Annotated in this window: 16 protein-coding genes; all 16 read left to right on the top strand. The window is 65.1% G+C overall.

Annotation, left to right across the window (positions count from 1 at the left end; translation table 11 throughout):
* Positions 1-21 precede the first annotated feature (21 nt).
* The 16 genes from QM707_RS04755 to QM707_RS04680 are packed head-to-tail and all read left to right on the top strand — an operon-like array spanning position 22 to position 14,627.
* On the top strand, positions 22-759 hold the full coding sequence (locus QM707_RS04755; protein ID WP_415000722.1) for a beta-ketoacyl synthase chain length factor: 738 nt from the start codon (positions 22-24) through the stop codon (positions 757-759).
* Positions 665-1,525: a lysophospholipid acyltransferase family protein gene (locus tag QM707_RS04750; RefSeq protein ID WP_415000721.1), complete on the top strand. Its 861-nt coding sequence runs from the start codon at positions 665-667 to the stop codon at positions 1,523-1,525. Before QM707_RS04755 ends, QM707_RS04750 begins: the two co-directional genes overlap by 95 nt.
* A complete protein-coding gene (locus QM707_RS04745) occupies positions 1,512-1,772 on the top strand; it encodes a phosphopantetheine-binding protein (RefSeq protein ID WP_415000720.1) in 261 nt (86 codons plus the stop codon). The genes QM707_RS04750 and QM707_RS04745 overlap by 14 nt, the downstream gene beginning before the upstream one ends.
* Before the next feature lie 31 nt (positions 1,773-1,803).
* A complete protein-coding gene (locus QM707_RS04740) occupies positions 1,804-2,073 on the top strand; it encodes an acyl carrier protein (protein ID WP_415000719.1) in 270 nt (89 codons plus the stop codon).
* Positions 2,073-2,624, top strand: coding sequence for a hypothetical protein (locus QM707_RS04735; RefSeq protein WP_415000718.1), 552 nt, complete (start codon positions 2,073-2,075; stop codon positions 2,622-2,624). Before QM707_RS04740 ends, QM707_RS04735 begins: the two co-directional genes overlap by 1 nt.
* Complete coding sequence (locus tag QM707_RS04730) at positions 2,617-4,302, top strand: AMP-binding protein (protein ID WP_415000717.1); 1,686 nt, start codon at positions 2,617-2,619, stop codon at positions 4,300-4,302. Before QM707_RS04735 ends, QM707_RS04730 begins: the two co-directional genes overlap by 8 nt.
* Positions 4,299-5,069, top strand: a complete 771-nt coding sequence (locus QM707_RS04725; protein ID WP_415000716.1) for a glycosyltransferase family 2 protein — start codon at positions 4,299-4,301, stop codon at positions 5,067-5,069. Before QM707_RS04730 ends, QM707_RS04725 begins: the two co-directional genes overlap by 4 nt.
* Positions 5,066-6,007, top strand: a complete 942-nt coding sequence (locus tag QM707_RS04720; protein ID WP_415000715.1) for an acyltransferase — start codon at positions 5,066-5,068, stop codon at positions 6,005-6,007. Before QM707_RS04725 ends, QM707_RS04720 begins: the two co-directional genes overlap by 4 nt.
* Positions 5,988-7,541: an HAL/PAL/TAL family ammonia-lyase gene (locus QM707_RS04715; RefSeq protein WP_415000714.1), complete on the top strand. Its 1,554-nt coding sequence runs from the start codon at positions 5,988-5,990 to the stop codon at positions 7,539-7,541. Before QM707_RS04720 ends, QM707_RS04715 begins: the two co-directional genes overlap by 20 nt.
* Entirely contained in the window at positions 7,531-7,950 is a 420-nt protein-coding gene (locus QM707_RS04710; RefSeq protein ID WP_415000713.1) for an acyl-CoA thioesterase, read from the top strand. Before QM707_RS04715 ends, QM707_RS04710 begins: the two co-directional genes overlap by 11 nt.
* Positions 7,947-8,570 (top strand): LolA family protein, encoded by a 624-nt coding sequence (locus QM707_RS04705; protein ID WP_415000712.1) that lies wholly within the window; start codon positions 7,947-7,949, stop codon positions 8,568-8,570. Before QM707_RS04710 ends, QM707_RS04705 begins: the two co-directional genes overlap by 4 nt.
* Positions 8,563-10,908, top strand: a complete 2,346-nt coding sequence (locus QM707_RS04700; RefSeq protein WP_415000711.1) for an MMPL family transporter — start codon at positions 8,563-8,565, stop codon at positions 10,906-10,908. Before QM707_RS04705 ends, QM707_RS04700 begins: the two co-directional genes overlap by 8 nt.
* A gap of 9 nt (positions 10,909-10,917) precedes the next feature.
* Positions 10,918-12,150 carry an NAD(P)/FAD-dependent oxidoreductase gene (locus QM707_RS04695; RefSeq protein ID WP_415000710.1) on the top strand — a complete coding sequence of 411 codons (1,233 nt, stop codon included), beginning with the start codon at positions 10,918-10,920 and terminating at the stop codon, positions 12,148-12,150.
* A gap of 13 nt (positions 12,151-12,163) precedes the next feature.
* Positions 12,164-12,901: a class I SAM-dependent methyltransferase gene (locus QM707_RS04690; protein ID WP_415000709.1), complete on the top strand. Its 738-nt coding sequence runs from the start codon at positions 12,164-12,166 to the stop codon at positions 12,899-12,901.
* Positions 12,898-13,446 (top strand): DUF3261 domain-containing protein, encoded by a 549-nt coding sequence (locus QM707_RS04685; RefSeq protein WP_415000708.1) that lies wholly within the window; start codon positions 12,898-12,900, stop codon positions 13,444-13,446. Before QM707_RS04690 ends, QM707_RS04685 begins: the two co-directional genes overlap by 4 nt.
* A complete protein-coding gene (locus tag QM707_RS04680) occupies positions 13,443-14,627 on the top strand; it encodes a beta-ketoacyl-ACP synthase (protein ID WP_415000707.1) in 1,185 nt (394 codons plus the stop codon). Before QM707_RS04685 ends, QM707_RS04680 begins: the two co-directional genes overlap by 4 nt.
* Position 14,628 lies beyond the last annotated feature (1 nt).

The raw sequence follows: 14,628 nt of genomic DNA, 5'->3' as shown, positions 1-14,628 counted from the left end.
CATCGGCAACAGCACTCGCGCATGCAAGGCAAGTTCAGCATCAATCACTGGTCGGCTTTCGCGGCAGGGCTCGAATCCCGCGAAGACTGGCTGATCTGGGCGAAAAATCCCCGGCTCCCGGCCGGGGAGGCGACGCCGCCGCTGGCGGAAATGCCGGCCATGCAGCGCCGGCGCGTCGAAAGATTAGGGCGCATGGCGCTGCAGGTGGCCTGGTGGTGCCAGGAAGCCGCGGATGCCGAGCTTCCGCTGGTGTTCGCTTCGCGCCACGGCGATCTTGCCCGTACGTATCAGATGCTGCGCGAACTGGCGGCAGAACAACCCTTGTCGCCTACCCATTTCGGATTGTCGACGCACAACGCCATCGCGGCCCAGTACAGCATCGCGCGCATGCTGACCGGAAACTATCTCTGTGTGTCCGCCGGCGTCGCGACAGCCGAAGCGGGTGTGGTCGAGAGCCTGGGGCTATTGGCCGACGGTGCCCGCGAAGTCCTGCTGGTCGTTTACGACGATCCGGTGCCTTCCGCTTACGCCGAGTACGTTGCGGAGGCGCAGTGCGGGTTCGCCTGGGCGGCGCGCCTGCAGTGCGCGACCGCCGGAATGCCTTCATTCAGCCTGACGACGAACGGAGCGACCAGTGCTGCGGCTGGCTGCAGCACCTTGCCGCATGGCCTGGATGTCCTTCGCTTCTTCCTGTCCGACGAAGACTCCCTGCGCCTGGATGAAGGAAACCGGCGTTGGTGCTGGCGGCGGCATGCTTGAGCGCCTGAACTACGCTTGGCGCGTATTCGCGACGGGTTTGAGTTTCTTCACTTTCGGCCTGGGCGGGCTGCTGCTGTGGTTGCTGGTTTTCCCAGCGCTGTCCTTGCTGGTCCGCGATCGCAGCGCTCGCGGACGGTGGGCGAGGCGCATCATCCAGCGGAGTTTCTCGGCGTTCATCGAGCTGATGCGGGTTCTCGGCGTCCTGACCTACCAGATCCGCGGGACGGAACGCCTCCAGCGTCGCGGGCTGCTGATCCTGGCGAATCATCCGACCCTGATCGACGTGGTATTCCTGGTCTCGCTGGTGCCCGATGCCGACTGCGTGGTCAAGTCGAAACTGGCCAGGAATCCGTTCACGCGGGGGCCGATCGGCGCCACCGGCTACATCAGCAACGACAGCGGCAATGGGCTGGTCGAGGATTGCATCGCCTCGGTCAAATCGGGCCGGAACCTGATCATTTTCCCCGAGGGAACCCGGACGCCGCGGAGCGGCCCGGCGACCCTGCAGCGCGGAGCGGCGAATATCGCGGTCAGGGGTGTGCTGGACATCACACCGGTGGTGATCCGCTGCAGCCCGCCGACCCTCTCAAAAGGGGAAAAATGGTATCGTATTCCTTCACGTCGGTTTCACATGTCCCTGGAAATCCGGGACGACCTGCCAGTGACCCCCTACCTGGCCGGCACGTCCGAGGCTCTGGCAGCCCGGAAATTGACGGAATTCCTGACTGACTATTTCGACCTGGAGCGGGCGGATGCAAGCGCTTGAAGCGGAAATCAAGGATCTCATCATCCATTCGATGTCCTTGGAGGATGTGACCGCGGACGATATCGACGCAGCGGCGCCGCTGTTCAACGAAGGCCTCGGCCTCGACTCCATCGACGCGCTCGAACTCGGCCTGGCGCTGCAGAAACGCTATGGCGTTTCTCTCTCCGCCGACTCGGAGGATACCCGTCGCCATTTCGCCAGCGTGCAGGCGCTTTGCGCCTTCGTCGCCGCCAATCGCAAGCAGTAAGGTCCCTTCGGACCCGTAGAAGCCAGCCGCCATGACCAAGGAACAACTCTTCCAGCGCATCGTTTCGATCCTGCACGATACGTTCGGCATCGATCCGTCGCGCGTCAACCTCGAAGCCAAGCTCGGCGAAGACCTCGATATCGACAGCATCGATGCCGTCGACCTGATCGTGCAGCTCAAGCCGTTGATCGGCAGCACGCTCAAGCCCGAAGCCTTCCGCTCGGTGCGTACGGTGGCCGACGTCGTCGATACCGTGCACGGCATGATGCAGAACGGCGTCGAAGCGCATAGCGGGATCTGATGCGTGTCCTGCGTACGGGCCTGATCTGGCTGCTGACGCTGCTTTACCCGCTCGTCATCTACCTCGGCATCGGAAAATTCGAACCGCGCTGGCTGGCGCTGTTCCTGCTCATCCTTGCCGGCGGCCGCGCATTGGTCAGTCGCGACCGGATCTGGCAAGTCGCGGCCGCAGGCGCGGCCGTGCTGGTCGTCTTCAGTTTCCTGGCCAACCATGCCTTGCCCCTGAAGCTCTATCCGGTGCTGGTGAGCCTGGTCATGCTGGCGCTGTTCGCCTACAGCCTGTTGTTCCCGCCGTCGGTGATCGAAAGACTGGCGCGCCTGCGCGACCCGCAACTGCCGGCGTTCGCGATCGCCTATACCCGCCGCGTGACCCAGGTCTGGTGCGTGTTTTTCCTGATCAACGCCGCAATCGGGCTGGGCACCGCTCTCTACGCCAGCGATGGCGTCTGGGCCCTGTACAACGGATTCATCGCCTATGTGCTGATGGGTTTGCTCTTCGTCGGCGAGTGGCTCGTTCGCCGGCGCGTACGCCGAGCTGCCGGCCATGGCTGAGTTCATCCCGCTCGCCCTTCGCCTATCCGCGTTCGCAGCGGCGGACGCGGTCGTGGCCATCGCGAGAGACCGGCCGGTAACCGCGAGGCAGTTTCGCGACCGTGTCCTGTACTGGCGTGGGCGATTCTCGGCGAGCGCCGGTTCGCGCGTGGCGATCCATAGCGAAGATGCGCTGGAGTTCGCGCAGATGCTGTTCGGCGCCTGGCATGCCGGCTGGCGGGTCGTGCTTCCGGCCGACAGGTTGCCCGCCACGTGCGAGCGCCTGCGCGCGCACGCCGACGTCTTCGTCGGGGATTTCCCGACCCATATGCCCGCACCGGTCGACGTGGGCGCGGACGCGGTGGGCGATTTGTCTTCGCTCGATCCCGATGCGACGCAACTTCTGCTCTTCACTTCCGGGTCGACCGGCGAACCGGTAGCGGTAAGCAAATGCCTGCGCCAGTTGGAGGCCGAGCTGCAATCGCTCGAACAGGCTTTCGGCGAGGCGCTGGCTACTACGGTGATCGCGGGAACGGTTTCGCAGCAACACATTTACGGACTTTTGTTTCGCGTGCTTTGGCCGCTGGCCGCCGGCCGCCCTTTCCGCGTCGAGCGCCTGGCGACGCCCGAACAGATCGCGCGCGCCGCGGAGCAGGGGCCGATCACGCTCATCGCCAGCCCGGCGCATCTCAGGCGCCTGCCCGAAGGCATCGAATGGGCGGCGCTTCGCAGGAATCTGGCCAGCGTGTTTTCCTCCGGTGGTCCCTTGCCGATGGAAGCGGCAAAGGATGTGCAGCGACTTTGGTTCACGCAGGTATATGAAGTCTTCGGCAGCACGGAAACCGGCGGTATCGCCTGGCGCCTCGGCCCGACATCGCCCTGGCATGCCTTGCCAGGCGTCGAATGGCGCATCGCCGATGAACAGCTGGAAGTGCGGTCGCCGCATCTGTCGGACGACGGGTGGTGGCGTTGCGCGGATCGTGCACAGGCGAAGGACAACGGATTCGCCTTGCTCGGTCGCAACGACCGCATCGCCAAGATCGAAGAGCGGCGCATTTCTCTCACGGCCATCGAGAACGAACTGTTGCAGGATGGCCTGGTGACCGAAGCGCGCGTCGTGGTGCTGCAAGGGGGCCGCAGCCTTGTCGCGGCCGCTGTCGTGCTCTCCGCTATCGGACGCGAACTGCTGGCGAGCGAGGGCAAGCGCGCCGTCTCGTCGCAGTTGAACGCCCGGCTGCGCGACTCGATCGATCCCACGGCCTTGCCGAAGCGTTGGCGGTTCCTGGACGCGATGCCGACCGATGCTCGCGGCAAGACCACCGAGCATCGATTGCAGCGGTTGTTCCGCGTGATGCGGCCGCCGGTGGTATCGCAGCGTATCGACCCGGAGAGTGCGGGTTTCGAACTGCGGATCCCGGCCGAGCTGGCCGTGTTCGACGGTCACTTCCCCGGAGCTCCAGTGGTTCCCGGCGTCGCGCTGGTGGAGTGGGCCATTCATTTCGCGCGATCGCATTTCGACGTGCCGAAGCAGTTCCGGCGGGCCGACGTGCTGAAGTTCCAGGCACTGGTCCGCCCCGACACCGCGCTGAGCCTGCATCTGGATTGGCGCGCCGCCGATGCGACGCTGACGTTCCGCTACGACTCGGCACTGGGACCGCACGCCAGCGGTCGATTGCTGTTCCAGGAGGTCACCGGGTGAGCGCGCAGGTCGACCATATCCGCGATTTCCAGCCCATCGTGGTAATACCCGTCTTCAACCACGGCGAAGCCATCGGCCACATGGTCGATGGCGTGCTGGCGCAAGCCCAGTCCTGTCTCTTAGTTGACGACGGATCGGAAGCCGGCTGCGCGCAGGTGCTGGACCGCCTGCATGCCGCGCACCCCGATCGCGTATTCCTCCTGCGCCTCGAACAGAACCAGGGCAAGGGCGGCGCGGTAATGGCCGGTCTGCGCGAGGCGCTTCGCCGTGGCTACAGCCATGCGGTGCAGATCGATGCCGATGGCCAGCACGACCCGAACGACATTCCCGGCTTCCTGGGCGATGCAGCCGCGCATCCCGACTGCGTCGTGGTCGGCCGGCCGCTCTACGACGAATCCGTGCCGAAGGGCAGGTTGTACGGCCGCTACGCTACCCACATCTGGGTCTGGATCAACACACTGTCGTTGCAGATCCGCGACTCCATGTGCGGGTTCCGCGTCTATCCGCTGGCGCCCACCGTCGCCCTGATCGACCAGGTGCGGATCGGGCGTCGCATGGACTTCGACAGCGAAGTCCTGGTGCGACTGCACTGGCGCGGCGTGCCGATGATCAATCGTGCCACGCGCGTGACCTATCCGTTGGACGGCGTTTCGCATTTCGACGTGCTGCGCGACAACCTGCGTATTTCCCGCATGCATGCCAAGCTGTTCTTCGGCATGCTGCTGCGGCTGCCCCTGTTGCTCTGGCGCAAGGCGATGCCGGCATGAGCGCGCAGCACTGGGCTGGCATCGGCGAGAGCACCTTCGTATCCGGGATCCGCTTCATGGTCGCCGTGCATCGCTGGTTCGGCCGCGTGCCTTTTCGGATATGCCTGTATCCGGTCATCTTCTGGTATTGGGCGACCAAGTCGCTGGCCCGGCGCTCCTCGGCCGAATACCTGCAGCGATTGCAGGCGTCGCGCGCGGTGTTCTCCGGCACGCCCGGCGTCGCCCTGCAGTTGCGCCACCTGTTCCGCTTCGGCGAAACCCTGCTCGACAAGTTGCTGGCGATGAGCGGGCGATACCAGGTCGAGCGACTGGAATTCGAAGGACACGAGCCGATGCTCGCGGCCAGTGCGCAGGGCAGGGGAGCCTTGTTGATCACGGCGCACATGGGTTGCCTGGAACTGCTGCAGACCGCGGCCGAACATCGCGAAGGCCTGCGCATCACCATCCTCGTGCACACGGCGCATGCCTTGCGCTTCAACCGCATCCTGCAGCGCCTCAATCCGGACAGCCCGGTGCGCCTAGTCCAGGTCACCGATTTCTCGCCGGTCACGGTGATGATGCTGGCCGACCGCATCGCCGCCGGCGAATTCGTCGCCATCGCCGGCGATCGCGTGCCGGTGCATGGCGACCGCACGGTGCGCGCCCCCTTCCTCGGGCAGGACGCGCCGCTGCCCATCGGGCCCTACCTGCTGGCCTCGCTGCTCGAATGCCCGGCCTATTTCATCAGTTGCCTGCAGGAACGAGGCAGCTATCGCGTGCGCATCGAGCCGATGGCCGAACGCGTCGTGCTGCCGCGCGCTTCGCGCGAAACCGCCTTACGCGGCTATGCCGCGCAGTTCACTGCGTGGATGGAGCGGCGGCTCGAAAAAGCTCCTTTGGAATGGTTCAACTTCTTCCCGTTCTGGGACCAGGATTCACATGTCCGTCAACACGCCTGATACCCATCCCGTCCTGGTCGACGGTCAACGCCTGTCCGTGCACGACGTCGTCGCGGTGTCGCGACGCGAGCGCCTCGTGGCGCTGTCGACCGATCCCGCATTCCAGTCGCGCATCGCCCGCGGCGCCGAGCTGGTCGACCGCCTGATCGCCGAAGACGGCGTCGTCTATGGCGTCAGCACCGGTTATGGCGACTCGTGCACGGTCGCCATTCCGCCGGACCTCGTCGCCGAACTGCCGCATCACCTGTACGCCTATCACGGCTGCGGGCTGGGTCGCTTCCTCGATGCCCAGGAGACTCGCGCGGTGCTGGCGGCACGACTGGTTTCGCTGGCGCAGGGCAAGTCGGGCGTCAGCCTCGGGTTGCTGCAGCAGCTCGAAGCCTTGTTGCGACACGACATCCTGCCGCGCATACCCGCCGAGGGTTCGGTCGGCGCCAGCGGCGATTTGACGCCGCTTTCCTATGTCGCGGCGGTGCTCTGCGGCGAACGCGAGGTCAGCCTGGGCGGCGAAGTGATCGATGCCGGCGAGGCCCTCGCGCGTCATGGGCGATCGCCTCTTCGCCTGCGGCCGAAGGAAGGCCTGGCGATCATGAACGGCACGGCCGTCATGACGGCCCTGGCCTGCCTGGCCTGGCGGCGCGCCGACTACCTGTCGCGACTTTGCACTCGCCTGACCGCCTTCAACGTGCTGGCCAGCGCCGGCAATGCGCATCACTTCGACGAACCCTTGTTCGCGGTCAAGCCGCATGCCGGCCAGCAACGTACCGCCGCACGCCTGCGCGCCGACCTGAACTGCGAACGCCCGACGCGCAACGACCAGCGCCTGCAGGATCGTTATTCGCTGCGCTGCGCGCCGCATGTCATCGGCGTGCTGGAGGACGCGTTGCCGTTCTTCCGCGACACCATCGAGAACGAGCTCAATAGCGCCAACGACAACCCTATCATCGACCCCGATCAGGAACTGGTCCTGCACGGCGGCCACTTCTACGGCGGCCATATCGCTTTCGCGATGGATTCGCTGAAGAACCTCGTCGCCAATCTCGCCGACCTGATGGATCGCCAGATGGCGTTGCTGGTGGATGCGCGCTACAGCCACGGCTTGCCGGCGAACTTGTCCGCTGCGACCGGGCCGCGGGCGGCGATCAACCACGGCCTGAAGGCCTTGCAGATCAGCGTCTCCGCCTGGACGGCGGAAGCGCTCAAGCTCACCTTGCCGGCTTCGATCTTTTCGCGTTCCACCGAATGCCACAACCAGGACAAGGTCAGCATGGGCACGATCGCGGCTCGCGATTGCCTGCGGGTGATCGAGCTCGTCGAACAGGTCGTCGCCGCCTTGCTGGTCACGGCACGACAGGGCATCGCGCTGCGCCAGCGCGTGCAGCCCGACCTGTCGATGGGCGAGACCTTGACCGCGATGTACGCGGACTTGAGCGCACGCATCCGATTGATCGAAGAAGACCGCGCGCTCGATCGCGAATTGATTTCGCTGGTCGAGGCGATCCGGGGCGAATGCTGGAATCTGTATGAGACCTGACCTTTCCTGCGAAATCGAGGTATCGCCTGCCTTCCACGACCTCGATCCGATGGTCGTCGTATGGCACGGCCATTACCTGAAGTATTTCGAGCTGGCGCGGTGCGCTCTGCTGCAGAAATTCGATTACGACTACCTGCAGATGAAGGAGTCCGGCTATCTCTGGCCGATCGTCGACCTGCGCAGCAAATACGTCCGCCCGGCGCGCTTCCAGCAGAAGCTGCGTGTGGCCGCGCGGGTGGTCGAATGGGAAAACCGCCTGAAGATCGAATACCGCATCAGCGACGCCGGGACCGGCGAGACGCTGACCAAGGCCCATACGATCCAGGTCGCGGTTGCAGTGGATAGCGGCGAGATGTGCTTCGTCTCGCCGCCCGTGCTATTCGAGCGACTCGGAGTCGCCCGAGCATGAAGCGCTTGTTCTGGGCCTTCGCCGTTCTGCTCGGATGCCTGCTGGGGCAGGGTGCGTCCTGGGCGGCCGATGTCGCACCTGGCGTGCGTGCGCGACTGGTGCAGGCGCCTGTGTTGCGCGGTGCGTTCGAGCAGGAGAAGCGCCTGCAAGGGTTCCGTAATCCGCTGCGTTCCCAGGGCGATTTCATCCTGTCGCGCGAACGCGGCATCGTCTGGAACACGCGCAAGCCTTTCGCTTCGACCCTGGTGCTGGGCAAGGATCGCTTGCAGGCGAAGCAAGCCGACGGGCGCAAGCAGGATCTGATCGCGGCAGGCAATTCGCAGGCGCTGTCCGTCGCGAACGGCCTGATGCTGGCCTTGGTCGGCGGGAATATCGATGGACTGGCGACATCATTCGACGTCAGGGAGTTCCTTAGCGCCGACGGCAGCTGGGCGCTCGTACTAGTGCCGAAACGCGGTCCGTTGCAGAAAGCCTTCCAGCGCATCGAACTGCAGGGCGATCGGTACGTGCGCCGCGTCGTGCTGAGCGAGTCGCGTGGAGATCGAACCGAGATCAAGTTCTCGGGCATCGCCGACTTGCCGGCGAGCCTGAGTGCGGACGAGGCCCGACAGTTTGATTGAATCCGGCGCCAGCGAAAGCGGATTGCGGCGGTTCTGGGCCTGGGCGGCCTGGGGCTGGCTGCTGGTCGTGCTCGTCCTGGGGGTGCAACAGTTCAACTTCTGGCGCGCGCCTGCCATCGATAGCGATGTGATGGCCTTGTTGCCGGTCGAGCAGCGCGATCTATTGCTGAAGTTGGCGGAAGACCGCATCGCCGGCGATGCCACTCGTCAGGTGGTCGTGTTGCTGGGCACGCCTGATTGGGGCAGGAGCCGTGCAGCGGCGACGGCGTTCCAGAGGTCGCTGGAGGGCAGTGCCGAGCTGCGCCAACGCAACGGCAATGCCGGCGCTGCCGCACTCGATTTCTATCGCCCGTACCGCGATCGTCTGCTGACGACGGAGCAACGTCGCCGACTCGAGCAGTCCGACATTGAAGGCATGACGCAGCAGTCGATCGCGCGGTTGTTCGGCCCCGCAGGCGGGCTGACCGAGTGGCGCAGCGATCCGCTCGACCTGTGGTTGCCCTGGTGGCAGTCGCGTCTCGGGGCAGACATCGGCGAACGGGACGGGTTGATCAGTCTGTCGCGTGACGGCACGGAATGGATCTTGCTGCACTACGAAGCGGCTTCCGCATTCCGGCTGGACGGCGTGCCGAGATTGCAACTCGCGTTCGATGACGCGACGAGAGCGGCAAGAGCGGTGGCTCCCGATGTACGCATTCTCCACGCCGGCGTGCCGCTGCACGCGGAAGCGGCAGCGACACGCGCAAGCTGGGAAATGAACACCATCGGCCTGGGCTCGCTCCTGGCCGTGATCGCATTGATGTGGTTGGCATTCCGTAGTCCGTTGCCGACGCTACTCGTTGCCATGTCCCTAGTGATCGGCACCGCGGCAGGCGTTGCCGTCACTGTCTGGCTGTTCGGCAGCATTCATCTGCTGACATTGGTGTTCGGTGCCAGCCTTGTCGGCGTGGCCGAGGACTACGGCATCCATTATTTCGCCTGCCGCCAGGGCCAGGAGCAGCGCACGACATTCGGCCTGATGCGCTACTTGATGCCGGGACTGTTTCTCGCCTGGGTCACCAGCGCACTGGCCTACCTCGCGCTCGGCGCGGCACCACTGCCGGGCCTGCGCCAGATGGCGGTGTTCTCCACCGCTGGCTTGGCGGCGGCTTTCGCGACCGTGGCCTGTTGGTTCCCGTGGTTGGATCGTGGACCGCGCCCGATCAGTCGCTTCGGGCGATTCATCGGAAACTCGCTCGCGCGTTGGCCGCGATTGGGCGGCCGTGCATCATTGGCCGTGACATTGCTGGTGGCCACACTGAGCCTGGCTCTGTTGCCGCGCCTTTCCTTCCGCGACGATCTGCGCAGCCTGCAAAGCTCGCCGGAACACCTGATCGCTCAGCAGAAGCAGGTTTCGAAGTTGCTGGGCCTGGCCAGCCCCGCTCAGTTCTTTCTCGTGCGCGGCGTGTCGGCGCAACAGGTGCTCGAGCGCGAGGAAATATTGAAGGCCGGGCTTGATCGATTGATCGCACAACGCCAGCTCGGCGGCTATGAAGCCGTTTCGGACTGGGCGCCCTCGTCGGCGCGCCAGCATGCCGATGCCGCGCTGACTGGGCGGGTCGAGTCCGGGGTACTCGAGCGTGTGGGCGCGATGATCGGCGAGCGGATCGAGCGGCCGACCTATGCGCCTTCCGATTTGCGCGTCGAAGATTGGTTGGCCCAACCGGCTTCCGCGCCATTCCGTTCGCGCTGGCTCGGCCAGACGGCGCACGGATTCGCCAGCGTCGTCATGCTCAAGGGCCTGGACGCTCGCAGCGATCTGTCCTTGTTGGCGCGCGAGGCAGGACGCGTGCCGGGTGTGCGCTGGGTGGATCGCACTGCGGACATCTCCGCGCATCTCGCCCACTACCGTCGTCAGATGGGCTTGTTGTGGCTGGGTGGTCTGGGCGCCGTTGCGATCGTCCTTTTCGTCCGCTATCGACGCCATGCCTGGCGCGCCGTGCTGCCCACCGTGCTTGCCAGCCTGTTGACCTTGGTCGGCCTGGCCGCCCTGGGCGAATCATTCCAGTTGTTCACGGTATTGGCCTTGCTGCTGCTGCTCGGCATGGGCGTGGACTACGGCATCTTCCTGATCGAACACCAGGACGACGGCGCCAGTTGGTTGGCCGTATCGCTTGGCGCCTCCAGTACCTTGCTGGCGTTCGGCCTGCTCGCTCTTTCCGCCACGCCGGCCCTGCATTCCTTCGGCCTGACCCTGTTGCTGGGTATCGCCCTGGTCTGGGCCCTGTCGCCATTGTTCCGACCACCGATGACGGCGGTCGTGGTACCCCCATCAATTCACGTCAAAGAATCACACTGAGATAAGCGCATGCGCAGCGAAAACACCGAAATCCTGATCGTCGGCGCGGGCCCGGCCGGTTCCGTTGCGGCAGGTTTCCTGCGTCAGCAGGGTCGCAAGGTCCTGATGATCGAGCGGGAACAGTTTCCACGCTTCTCCATCGGCGAGAGCCTGCTGCCGCAGAGCATGGAATACATCGAAGCGGCCGGTATGCTGCGCGACGTCGTCGAGGCCGGGTTCCAATACAAGAACGGCGCAGCGTTCGCTTGCGGCGACAAGCGCACCGAGTTCGATTTCCGCGAGAAGTTCTCCAAGGGCTGGGGCACGACCTACCAGGTGCAGCGCGCCACCTTCGACAAAGTACTGGCCGATGCGGCCGAACGCGCCGGGGCGGAACTGCGTTATCGGCACGAGGTCTATTCGGTCGACGTTGCGGGCGACAAGCCCAGCGTACTGGTGCGCGGACCGGAGGGCGAGGAGTATCGCGTCGAGGCCGAATTCCTGCTCGATGCCAGCGGCTTTGGCCGCATCCTGCCGCGCCTGCTCAAGCTGGAGAAACCGTCGAACTTCCCGGCGCGCGGCGCGATCTTCACCCACGTGCAGGACGGCATGCCGTTGGACGGCGACTTCGACCGCAACAAGATCCTGGTGACCGTGCATCCCGAGCATAGCGATGTCTGGTATTGGACGATCCCGTTCTCGAACGGTCGGTGCTCGCTGGGCGTCGTCGCCCATGTGGATTTCCTCGCGCAGTATCCGGGCACGGAAACCGAGCGCCTCCGCGCCTTGGTCGGCGAAGATCCTGGTTTGTCGAAACTGCTCGCGAACGCGACCTGGGACACGCCTGCGCGCCAGATCGTCGGTTACGCCGCCAACGTAGAATCGCTCTGGGGCAAGAACTATGCGTTGCTGGGCAACGCCGGCGAATTCCTCGATCCAGTGTTTTCGTCCGGCGTGACGATCGCCTTCAAGTCCGCCAGTCTCGCCAGCGAATGCCTGCGCCGGCGGTATGCCGGCGAGAGCGTCGATTGGCAGGCCGACTACGGTCATCCCTTGCGCCAGGGCGTGGATGCTTTCCGTGCCTTCGTCGAAGCCTGGTACGCAGGCGGATTCCAGCGGATCATTTTCCACCCGTCGCCGTCGAAGGAGGTGCGCGAACTGATCAGCGCAATCCTTGCCGGCTACGCATGGGACCGCAAGAATCCCTACGTCGCCGATCCCAAGCGGCTCGGCGCGCTGGTGGAAATCTGTTCGCAAGCCTGATCGGGACGAATCCATGAACGCCACGCCTTCGCATGCCGCGCGCCAATACGTCGACGAGACGCGCTTCGGCCTGTGGTTCCTGCGCAGCCATACCTGGCAACACCATGTGCTGCGCGTGGCCGTCGAAGACCTGAAGACGCTGGTCGACGAGCCCTTGCCGCAGAATGCGGTTTTTCTCGACGCGGGCTGTGGCCAGGGCCGTTCGTTCCGCTATCTCGCCGAGGCGTTCTCCCCAGGACGGCTGATCGGGCTGGAGGCGGATGCCGAAAGCATCGAACAATCCCTGGCCGAAGCAAAAACGCGCGGGCTGGCCGTGGAAGTCATCGCTGGCGACTGCGCGGCGATGCCCGTGCCCGATGCCAGCGTCGATGTGGTCTTCTGCCACCAGACTTTCCATCACCTGGTCGAGCAGGAAGCCGCGCTCGCCGAATTCTGGCGCGTGCTGCGACCTGGCGGATGGCTGTTGTTCGCCGAAAGCACCAAGGCCTATATCGATACCTGGGTCATTCGCTGGCTGTTCCGTCATCCCATGCACGTGCAGCGCAGCGCGGAGGAATACCTGCAGATGCTGCGTGAACAGGGTTTCGTATTCGCGGACGCGAACGTTTCCTTCCCGTACCTGTGGTGGAGCCGCGCGAAGGATTTCGGCCTGCTCGAACGACTCGGACTGATGAAAGCCAAGCCGGTCGGACAACGCGAGGAAACGCTGGTGAATGTCGCGGCCCGCAAACCAGGGGTTCGCGGCGAATGATCCTTCGCGCCTTGCTCATTGTGGCGATCGCTTGCCTGGCCGCTTGCGCCGGCAGGACGTCGCGCACACCAAGTCAGGAACTGGAGCTGCGTCTTCCACCGGCCAGCCTCGGGCGCGGGCTGGTGCTTCAGCAGCGTTTGACCTTCGTCGTCGCCGGCGAGACGCGGCAGATGGATGCCTTGCTGGAAGCGAATGCCGATGGCGTGGCGCTGGCGGTTCAAGCGGCGGGCCAGTCGGCACTGGTGCTGCATTGGGATGGTCGCAAACTCGAGCAGCAACGCGCCCCGTGGTTGCCGCCGCAGGTGCGCGGCGAGCGGGTGTTGAGCGATCTGCAGTTGAGCTATTGGCCCGCGCAGGCGATACGCGCATCCTTGCCGGCCGGCTGGACCCTGGACGAAGCGGCAGGCGTTCGTCTGCTGCGTCGCGACGGCATGGACGTCGTGACCGTGCGTTTCGTTTCGCCCGACCGCATCGAAATAGAATCGCACCTGGATGGCGTGCATCTGTCGATCGACTCGTCGCCGTTGGCCGAGGAAGCGCAATGAGCGCGTTCTTTCTCAACGACCTCGGCGTGGTGTGCGCGCTAGGGCAGGGCAAGCGCCCGATGGCCGACGCGCTCTTTTCCGAGGGCGCTCCCGGCGGCCTCACGGTCACCGATCAATTCTCGCCGGCGCGCGCGTTGCATGTCGGGCGAGTCCAGTTCGAACTGCCGTCGCTGGAGGCACTGCCGATCGAGATGCGTGGCCACAACAATGCCCTGCTTGAAGTCGCGTTGACCGAAATCCGGCCCGGCGTCAAGGCGGCGCTGGACCGATACGGTGCGCATCGTATCGCTGTGGTGATCGGCACGAGCACCTCCGGTGTGGGCGAAAGCGAGATCGCGCAGCGAAGCTACGAACACGACGCGCGCTGGCCCCGCGATTTCCACTATGCGCAGCAGGAGATGGGGACACCGGCGCATTTCGTCGCGTCTCGTCTTGGCGCGACGGGTCCGGCTCACGTGATCTCGACCGCCTGTTCGTCCAGTACCAAGGCGCTGGCTGCGGCCGCGAGGCTGCTGGCGGCCGATATGGCCGATGCCGTGGTCGTCGGCGGGGCCGACTCGCTCTGCGCTTTCACGATCGCCGGTTTCAGCGCGCTCGAATCGGTATCCGCAGCACGCTGCAACCCGTTCTCGGCCAATCGCCGCGGCATCAACATCGGCGAGGGCGCGGCGTTGTTCCTGATGACCCGCGAGCCCGGTCCGGTGCGACTCGCCGGGTGGGGCGAGAGCTCGGATGCGCATCATATGTCGGCGCCGGAGCCTTCGGGGCGAGGCGCGAAGACGGCGATCGAAGCCGCCCTGCGTCGCGCGGCGATCGGCTGCGATCAGGTCGACTACGTCAATCTGCACGGCACGGCCACGCCGCAGAACGACGCGATGGAAAGCCGGGTCATGGCAGAAATTTTCCCGGAGGGAGTTGCCTGCAGTTCGACCAAGCCCCTGACCGGGCACACGCTTGGCGCTGCGGGCGCGATTGAAGCGGCGATCTGTTGGCTGACGATGCAGGGGGAAGCGGCACATCGACTGCCACCGCACTGGTGGGATGGTGTGGTCGATGCGGACTTGCCCGCGTTGCGCTTGGTGACGCCGGGCGATCGCTTCGGTCGGGCTCCGGCTTATCTGTTGAGCCAGAATTTCGCTTTCGGCGGCAGCAATGCGGCCATCGTATTGGGAGCCGGCTGAG

The organism is Arenimonas sp., from assembly GCF_047602345.1.
Classification (GTDB): domain Bacteria; phylum Pseudomonadota; class Gammaproteobacteria; order Xanthomonadales; family Xanthomonadaceae; genus Arenimonas.
This window is presented reverse-complemented; position numbering and strand designations above follow the sequence as displayed.

Excerpts from the sequence above, each read along its gene's own strand:
- QM707_RS04705 (WP_415000712.1), top strand. The coding sequence starts at position 7,947 with ATGAAGCGCTTGTTCTGGGCCTTCGCCGTTCTGCTCGGATGCCTGCTG.
- QM707_RS04740 (WP_415000719.1), top strand. The coding sequence starts at position 1,804 with ATGACCAAGGAACAACTCTTCCAGCGCATCGTTTCGATCCTGCACGAT.
- QM707_RS04730 (WP_415000717.1), top strand. The coding sequence starts at position 2,617 with ATGGCTGAGTTCATCCCGCTCGCCCTTCGCCTATCCGCGTTCGCAGCG.
- QM707_RS04745 (WP_415000720.1), top strand. The coding sequence starts at position 1,512 with ATGCAAGCGCTTGAAGCGGAAATCAAGGATCTCATCATCCATTCGATG.
- QM707_RS04680 (WP_415000707.1), top strand. The coding sequence starts at position 13,443 with ATGAGCGCGTTCTTTCTCAACGACCTCGGCGTGGTGTGCGCGCTAGGG.
- QM707_RS04685 (WP_415000708.1), top strand. The coding sequence starts at position 12,898 with ATGATCCTTCGCGCCTTGCTCATTGTGGCGATCGCTTGCCTGGCCGCT.
- QM707_RS04695 (WP_415000710.1), top strand. The coding sequence starts at position 10,918 with ATGCGCAGCGAAAACACCGAAATCCTGATCGTCGGCGCGGGCCCGGCC.
- QM707_RS04715 (WP_415000714.1), top strand. The coding sequence starts at position 5,988 with ATGTCCGTCAACACGCCTGATACCCATCCCGTCCTGGTCGACGGTCAA.
- QM707_RS04755 (WP_415000722.1), top strand. The coding sequence starts at position 22 with ATGCAAGGCAAGTTCAGCATCAATCACTGGTCGGCTTTCGCGGCAGGG.
- QM707_RS04720 (WP_415000715.1), top strand. The coding sequence starts at position 5,066 with ATGAGCGCGCAGCACTGGGCTGGCATCGGCGAGAGCACCTTCGTATCC.
- QM707_RS04735 (WP_415000718.1), top strand. The coding sequence starts at position 2,073 with ATGCGTGTCCTGCGTACGGGCCTGATCTGGCTGCTGACGCTGCTTTAC.
- QM707_RS04710 (WP_415000713.1), top strand. The coding sequence starts at position 7,531 with ATGAGACCTGACCTTTCCTGCGAAATCGAGGTATCGCCTGCCTTCCAC.
- QM707_RS04690 (WP_415000709.1), top strand. The coding sequence starts at position 12,164 with ATGAACGCCACGCCTTCGCATGCCGCGCGCCAATACGTCGACGAGACG.
- QM707_RS04750 (WP_415000721.1), top strand. The coding sequence starts at position 665 with ATGGCCTGGATGTCCTTCGCTTCTTCCTGTCCGACGAAGACTCCCTGC.